This window comes from bacterium, from assembly GCA_035371905.1.
Taxonomy (GTDB): domain Bacteria; phylum Ratteibacteria; class UBA8468; order B48-G9; family JAFGKM01; genus JAMWDI01.
The window spans coordinates 1-6,624 of the sequence record DAORXQ010000089.1 but is presented as its reverse complement, the minus strand read 5'-3'; the positions used below and the strand labels follow the sequence as shown (position 1 = coordinate 6,624).

Annotated in this window: 8 protein-coding genes; 3 read left to right on the top strand and 5 right to left on the bottom strand. The window is 29.5% G+C overall.

The genetic code is table 11. The annotated features are described in order from the left end of the window. The 3 genes from PKV21_08320 to PKV21_08310 all read left to right on the top strand — a co-directional run. Positions 1-575 (top strand): AraC family transcriptional regulator (locus PKV21_08320; protein ID HOM27494.1); only part of this gene is annotated, 575 nt, incomplete at its 5' end. Positions 576-657: 82 nt separating this feature from the next. Beyond that, positions 658-1,569 (top strand): dihydrodipicolinate synthase family protein, encoded by a 912-nt coding sequence (locus PKV21_08315; protein ID HOM27493.1) that lies wholly within the window; start codon positions 658-660, stop codon positions 1,567-1,569. Further along, positions 1,562-2,626 carry a hypothetical protein gene (locus PKV21_08310; GenBank protein ID HOM27492.1) on the top strand — a complete coding sequence of 355 codons (1,065 nt, stop codon included), beginning with the start codon at positions 1,562-1,564 and terminating at the stop codon, positions 2,624-2,626. The genes PKV21_08315 and PKV21_08310 overlap by 8 nt, the downstream gene beginning before the upstream one ends. 33 nt (positions 2,627-2,659) lie before the next feature. On the opposite strand, the gene PKV21_08305 is transcribed toward PKV21_08310, so the two are convergent. The 5 genes from PKV21_08305 to PKV21_08285 form a co-directional block, all read right to left on the bottom strand. Continuing rightward, complete coding sequence (locus tag PKV21_08305; protein HOM27491.1) at positions 2,660-3,034, bottom strand: copper-binding protein; 375 nt, start codon at positions 3,032-3,034, stop codon at positions 2,660-2,662. 62 nt (positions 3,035-3,096) lie between these two features. Further along, positions 3,097-4,170, bottom strand: coding sequence for a 3-isopropylmalate dehydrogenase (locus PKV21_08300; GenBank protein ID HOM27490.1), 1,074 nt, complete (start codon positions 4,168-4,170; stop codon positions 3,097-3,099). Positions 4,171-4,184: 14 nt separating this feature from the next. Then, entirely contained in the window at positions 4,185-5,468 is a 1,284-nt protein-coding gene (locus PKV21_08295; protein HOM27489.1) for an L-alanine-DL-glutamate epimerase, read from the bottom strand. Continuing rightward, positions 5,465-5,959 carry a 3-isopropylmalate dehydratase small subunit gene (gene leuD, locus PKV21_08290; protein HOM27488.1) on the bottom strand — a complete coding sequence of 165 codons (495 nt, stop codon included), beginning with the start codon at positions 5,957-5,959 and terminating at the stop codon, positions 5,465-5,467. Before leuD ends, PKV21_08295 begins: the two co-directional genes overlap by 4 nt. Continuing rightward, positions 5,960-6,624: aconitase family protein (locus PKV21_08285; protein ID HOM27487.1), on the bottom strand; the 665-nt coding region annotated here is incomplete at its 5' end.

Sequence of the window (6,624 nt, the reverse complement as noted above, 5' to 3'; positions counted from 1 at the left end):
AAAATTCAGACAGTTCTTTACTTTCTAAGGGTTTTTTCAAAATACTTAAATTATTTTATGGTAAAAAACCAGATGTTTGGACTGTAAAAGAAGATAGAAAAAATGAAGTTGAAAACCTGATAAAAAAAATTGATGAAAATCTCTCTGAAAAGAAATTTGGTTATATAATTTCTATTGAAGGATATTTACTTTTATTAATAAATGAATTTTTAACTTCCTATCTTGAAAGAAGAGAAATAGTAGAAAAGAAGGCATCTAAAAAGGAGATTATTTTTAAGAAAGTCGTAAATTTCATAACTGAAAATATTGAAAAACAGGTGACAATAAAAGAAATTGCGAAAAATTATTACTTTTCTGTAAACTATATCCAGAAGATTATAAAAGAATTTACAGGTCGTTCATTTACAAGATTTATGCATGATATTAAAATTGAATATGTAAAAGAACTTTTAAAAAATACAACACTTGAAATAAAGGAAATTGCTGGAAGATGTGGATTTTATGACCAGAATTATTTTACAAGAATATTTAAAAAAATTGAAGGTATTCCACCTTCAAAGTATAGGGAAATTTAATCAATTTTTGTGCTAAATATATTTAAATTTATCCTAATATTTTTTAAAAATAATTTTTAAAATAAAAGAAAAGGAGGATAAAATGAAAAAACTTGATGGTTTACTTCCTGCAATAGTTATACCATATAAAGAGAATTATGAAGTAGATGAAGAAGTTTTAAGGAAATATGTTGAGTGGATAAGCAAATTTGAAATTAAAGGTCTTGTTATAAATAGTGATGCAGGAGAAGGACATTTTTTAACCCATGAAGAAAGAAAGAGAAATATAAAAATAATAAAGGAAATAATTGGAGATAAAATTCCTCTTATAAGTGGACTTGGAGGACAGACAACAAAAGATGTAATTGAATCTGGTAAAGAATTTAAAGACCTTGGAGTTAATTATTTTCTTGTGTTTCCCCATCCAGCATTTAAAGGTGGACCGGCAAAAGATAATCTAATAATAAAATATCATGAAGAGATTTCAAAGATTGGAATTGGAATGATTATATTTCAACTCCAGGAAGCACTTGGAGGGACATTTTATCATTTTGAAACACTTAAAGAACTTGTTGAAATTGAAAATGTAGTAGCAATAAAAGAAGCGACATTTGATGCTTTAAAATTTAAAGAAACTGTTGATTTTTTAAATACACTTTCAAAAAAGATAGAAATTTTAACAGGTAATGACAATTTTATTCCGGAATCATTTCTTCTTGGAGCAGATGGTGCATTAATAGGTTTTGGTTCAATTTTTACAGATATACAGGTTGATGTAATAAAAAAGATTAAGGAGAAAAAATTTGATGAGGGTTTAAACTTATTCAGGAAAATAGAAAAAATCTGTGTATATTGTTTCAAAAGACCTGTCAGGGATTACAGGGCAAGGATAAAGGAATTTCTTGTATGTATGGGTATATTTAAAAATTCACTTGTAAGAAGTCCACTTTTACCATTAAGTAAAGAAGAAAAAGAAGAAATAAGAAAACTTTATGAGGAATTTAAAAATGGATAAGAAGAAAAAATTTGAAGAATTAAAAAAATACTATCTTGAAAATCCAATAGATGAGAAATTCTCTGAAATTGTAAAAGATGAACTCGGGATTGACTTAAAAGCAAAATATGGAAACTTCACATTAAATCATCCTGTTATTGTTGCTCCTGGACAGTTAACAAGAGAAAAGGGACAGATAGAAAGGATAAAAAAAGCAGGATATTCCGGATGTGTTTTAAAATCTGTTGTTGGAGAGGATGAAAATGGTAATTGTTCAATGAAAGAATACAGAAAAAAAATGACATATCTTAAAACAGTTTATGAAAAAGATGATAAAGAAGGTGCTTATCCTGTAATTTTATGGGATGGAAGGGCAGATACCAGAAATCTTACAGAATATATGGAATTTGCCAGAGATGTTTATAATTTTTCAGACAGTAAATTCTTGATAGTTGCATCAATTTTATGTCATCTGCCGAAACCTGAGGAAGAAATAAAAAAAGAAGAATGGTTATATACAGTGAGAAAACTTTATGATACAGGATACAGAATATTTGAGATAGATTTCTGTCCAGGGTTAAAAAATAACAAAAAAATTATTGAGAAAGAAAATATATGCAGGTTATACAGAGAAATACCAGAATTACTTAAAGAAAATTTTACTGATATAATTGTTTATCCAAAACTTTTAAATCTTAATTATGGTATTGATTTTCAGATAAAACTTGTTGAAGAAGCAAGAAATGGAAAAAGTGATGGTATTGTTATAGGAAATAGGATTTTTAATGAAGGGATAAATTCAGCATGGGGAGGAACTGAATTGAGGGAAAAAAATTTAAAAGTAATAAAGGAAGTAAAAAGAATATTTCCTGAATTTTGTATTTCTGCAACAGGTGGAGTTTATACAGGAAGACATATGCTTGATTATCTAAATGCAGGTGCTGAAAATGTCCAGATTTTAAGTTATATCCTCGGAAAAGTCAAAAAACAATTTTTAAAACAAAAGGGTGATAAATTTGAAAAAGTCCTTTATGAACTCTTTTTCCATCCTGAAAATGGTTTTTTGATATTTTTTTAAAAAGTGGACTGGCACCAAAGAAGAAAAAAGTTATTATTGAGTTAGTTTTTCCTTTTTATGTTCTTTTTTGCCATCACTTTTTGGTATTCCGATTTTCCCAATTACAAGTTCTCCATCTTTTTCAAAATATACTGCTTTTACCTTATCTCCGACTTTTAAATTTTTCAGCATCTCCTTAGTTTTTTCTGTTGTTGCTTTTAATGTTATTTCTGTTCCATCATCCTGTTTTATTGTTACTGAATAATTTTCTAAATCTAATTTGGTTATCTCACCATATGCATGTTTGATATCAACTTTCGGTTTTTCTTTCTTTTCTCCCTTTTCTTTCCCTTCTTTAGCAAAAAGAGAAATTCCCATTGAGGTAAGAAATAAAATACAGGATAATGTCGTTATAAATTTTCTCATCATGCCTCACCTCCTTTTTATTCGGTGCCAGTCCAAAATTTGGACGATTAAAATATATAAAAAGTTTATTTTACCTCTTTGACAAATTTTGATATTAAATCACCAACTTCACTTGTACTCATCCCCATTTTTCCCGCCTCAAGTGATTTAATATAACCTTCTGATAATGCTTTTATAATCGCTTTTTCTATAAGTTCAGATGCTTTTATCTCACCCAGTTGTTCAAGCATCATTCCGCCTGCAGATATAGTCGCAAGTGGACAGGCAACATTTTTTCCAGCATATTTCGGTGCAGAACCATGAATTGGTTCAAACATACTTACTCCTTCAGGATTTATATTTCCACCAGCCGCTATTCCAAGTCCACCCTGAGTTATTGCTCCAAGGTCTGTAATTATATCTCCAAACATATTATTTGTAACTATAACATCAAACCATTCAGGATTTTTTACCATCCACATACATGTAGCATCAACAAAAGCAAAGTCAAGTTTAATATCGGGAAATTCTCTTAATAATTCTGTTGCAGTTCTCCTCCATAAATCTCCCTCATAAGTTAAAACATTTGCCTTATCAACAACTGTTAATGTCTTCTTTTTATTTCTTTTTTCTGCAAGTTTAAAAGCATACCTTATACATCTTTCAATGCCTTTCCTTGTATTTATTGATAGTTGAGTTGCAATTTCATCTGGTGTTCCCTTTTTAAAATTCCCTCCAATTCCACAGTATAGTCCTTCTGTATTTTCCCTTACAACAACATAATCAATATCCTCTGGTTTTTTATTCTTTAAAGGACAATCAACTCCAGGATAAAGTTTTACAGGTCTTAAATTTATATACTGGTCAAGTTCAAATCTGATTTTAAGAAGTATTCCTTTTTCAAGAATTCCTGGAGGAACATCAGGATGACCAACTGCTCCAAGATAAATAGAATCAAGTTTTTTAAATTCTTCAATTGCACTATCAGGTAATGTTTCTCCTGTTTTCAAATATCTATCTCCACCAAAATCATATTCTACCCATTCAACTTTAAATTCACAGACCTCACTTACACTTTCAACAACCTTCATTCCTTCTTTTATAATTTCAGGACCGATACCATCACCTCCAATAACTCCTATTTTATATTTTTTCCTCATTTTTGCTCCTTTCTTTAAATAACAAGATTTTTATAATGTTTTGGTGTTTCAAATATACCACCGCTTAATTTATAAAATTCATCATCAAGATTAAATATCCCGTTTTCAGGACTTATCCATTTTTTTCCATAACAAGGATGATATTTTAAAAGTTTTCCCCAGTTTTTGTAATACTGAAATCCATTTGATTCAAAAAATGGTATTTTTAATTCAGGAAATAACTTTATTCTTACTGCTAAATTCTTATTCCATTCCGCAATGAATGGGCTTACAGTAAGGTCAGCACAAAAATAATCAATATTATTTTTCTCCGCTTCATTTATAATTTTCAAAGTCATGCTCAGAGTTTTTGCAATTGGTTTTAATGCAACACCTTTATATCCCATCTGTCTTCTTTTTATAACATCTTTATCAGTATGTGCACTTTCGTCGGCAACAATTCTTACAGGGATATCTTTAACATCTATTTCTAACTCTTCTGGAAATGGTTCTTCTATTATTATTACCTGTTCAAGTGCACCGATTTTATCTATAAAATCTATTAATTTTTTTAATCTATCCTTTGAATCATATCTACCATTTGCGTCAAAATAATAGGGTAATTTTCCATTTTCTGTATAAGGGGTTTCATAGTTTTTGAATTTTTCATGAATTTTCTTTATTCTCTCCATATCCCATTTAAGCATTTTTTCCCTGTCTCCATCATTATCAGGGTCAGAACCAATTTTAATTTTCAGGACAAAAAAACCCTCTTTTATCATTTTTTCTATTTCTTCAATTGAAACAGCATAGGAAATTAAAGGAATGCAGGCAATTTTTTTATGTCTGTATTTCAAAGGTAAACGATATTCTTCAGGAATCATTTCCAGAAAATCACAGATATTTTTTTCCTTAGCATAAAGAATCCATAAAGCATTATCAACACTAACAAGAGAATTTAAAGTAAATGTTTCTCTTAAATCTTTTCTGGCTGTTATTTTTTTGGCATAATTGTGGACATCTTCAAAAATTTCTTCTAAGATTTTTACAGGATTTTCAATTTCTCTATTCTTTAATAGTTTTATGGCATATTGAGTTGTGGCAAACATCAATGCATTTCCACCCGCTTCACTGTTTTCATTGAAGATATTATTATCAGACCATAAAACACTTTGAGTTCCAAGACCTATAGAAAAATTATTCTCACTTTTAAAATATGTTATTACCTGCCACGCTCCTTTTAAAAACTTTCCTTTAAATCCAAGTGGTTTTTTAAATTCTTCTATTTCAAAATTTAAATTTGTTTCAAGTATTTTCATTTTTTTTCAACTGTTTTTCTGGCGAGGGACATTAATCCACCACTGTTTATTATATTTTGCAAGAATTCAGGATATTTTTGAAATTTATAGGTTTTTCCGGTATTTAAATTTTTTATAATTCCTTCATCAAAATCAATTTCAAGTTCTTCGCCTTCTTCTATTTCATCTACCTCTTTAAGTTCAATTAAAGGAAGTCCTATATTTATTGAGTTTCTGAAAAATATTCTTGCAAAACTCTTAGCAATAACAGCAGAAACACCACATCCTTTAATTGAAATTGGTGCATGCTCTCTACTACTACCACAGCCAAAATTTTCTCCAGCAACAATAATATCTCCTTTTTTTACATTTTTTGAAAATTCAGGTCTTATTACTTCAAAACAATGACTTGCAAGTTCTTTTTCATCAGTTGTATTTAAATATCTTGCTGCAATTATATCATCTGTATTTATATGGTCTCCAAATTTCCATACTTTTCCTTTTACTTTCATTTATACCTCCTCTGGATGAGATATTTTACCCTTTACAGCACTTGCAGCAGCAACTTCAGGATTGGAAAGATATACATAACTTTCAGGATGTCCCATTCTTCCTATAAAATTTCTGTTCGTAGTCGCTATCGCCACTTCACCTTTTGCAAGAACTCCCATATGACCGCCAAGACAAGGACCACAGGTAGGAGGAGAAATAACACAACCAGATTCAATAAATATATCAATTAACCCTTCCTTTAATGCCTGTTTATATACTTTTTGAGTTGCAGGAATTATTATACATCTTACCTCTGGATGAATTTTTTTACCTTTAAGAATTTTTGCTGCCTTTCTTAAATCACTTATTCTTCCATTTGTACATGAACCAATAACTACCTGGTCAATTTTAACATTTGAATATTCTCTTACACTTTTTGAATTGCTTGGAAGATGGGGTGCAGAAACCTGCGGCTCAATTTTACTAACATCTATCTCTATTATCTTTTCATAATCATTTTCGCTGTCTGTTTTTAAATTCTCGTCAATTTTTATATCTAAACCTATTTCTTTCAAATATTCTTCTGTGATTCTGTCAGGTTTTATTATTCCATTTTTCCCACCTGCCTCGATAGCCATATTACACATTGTAAATCTATCATCAATTGGTAAATTTTCAATAACAG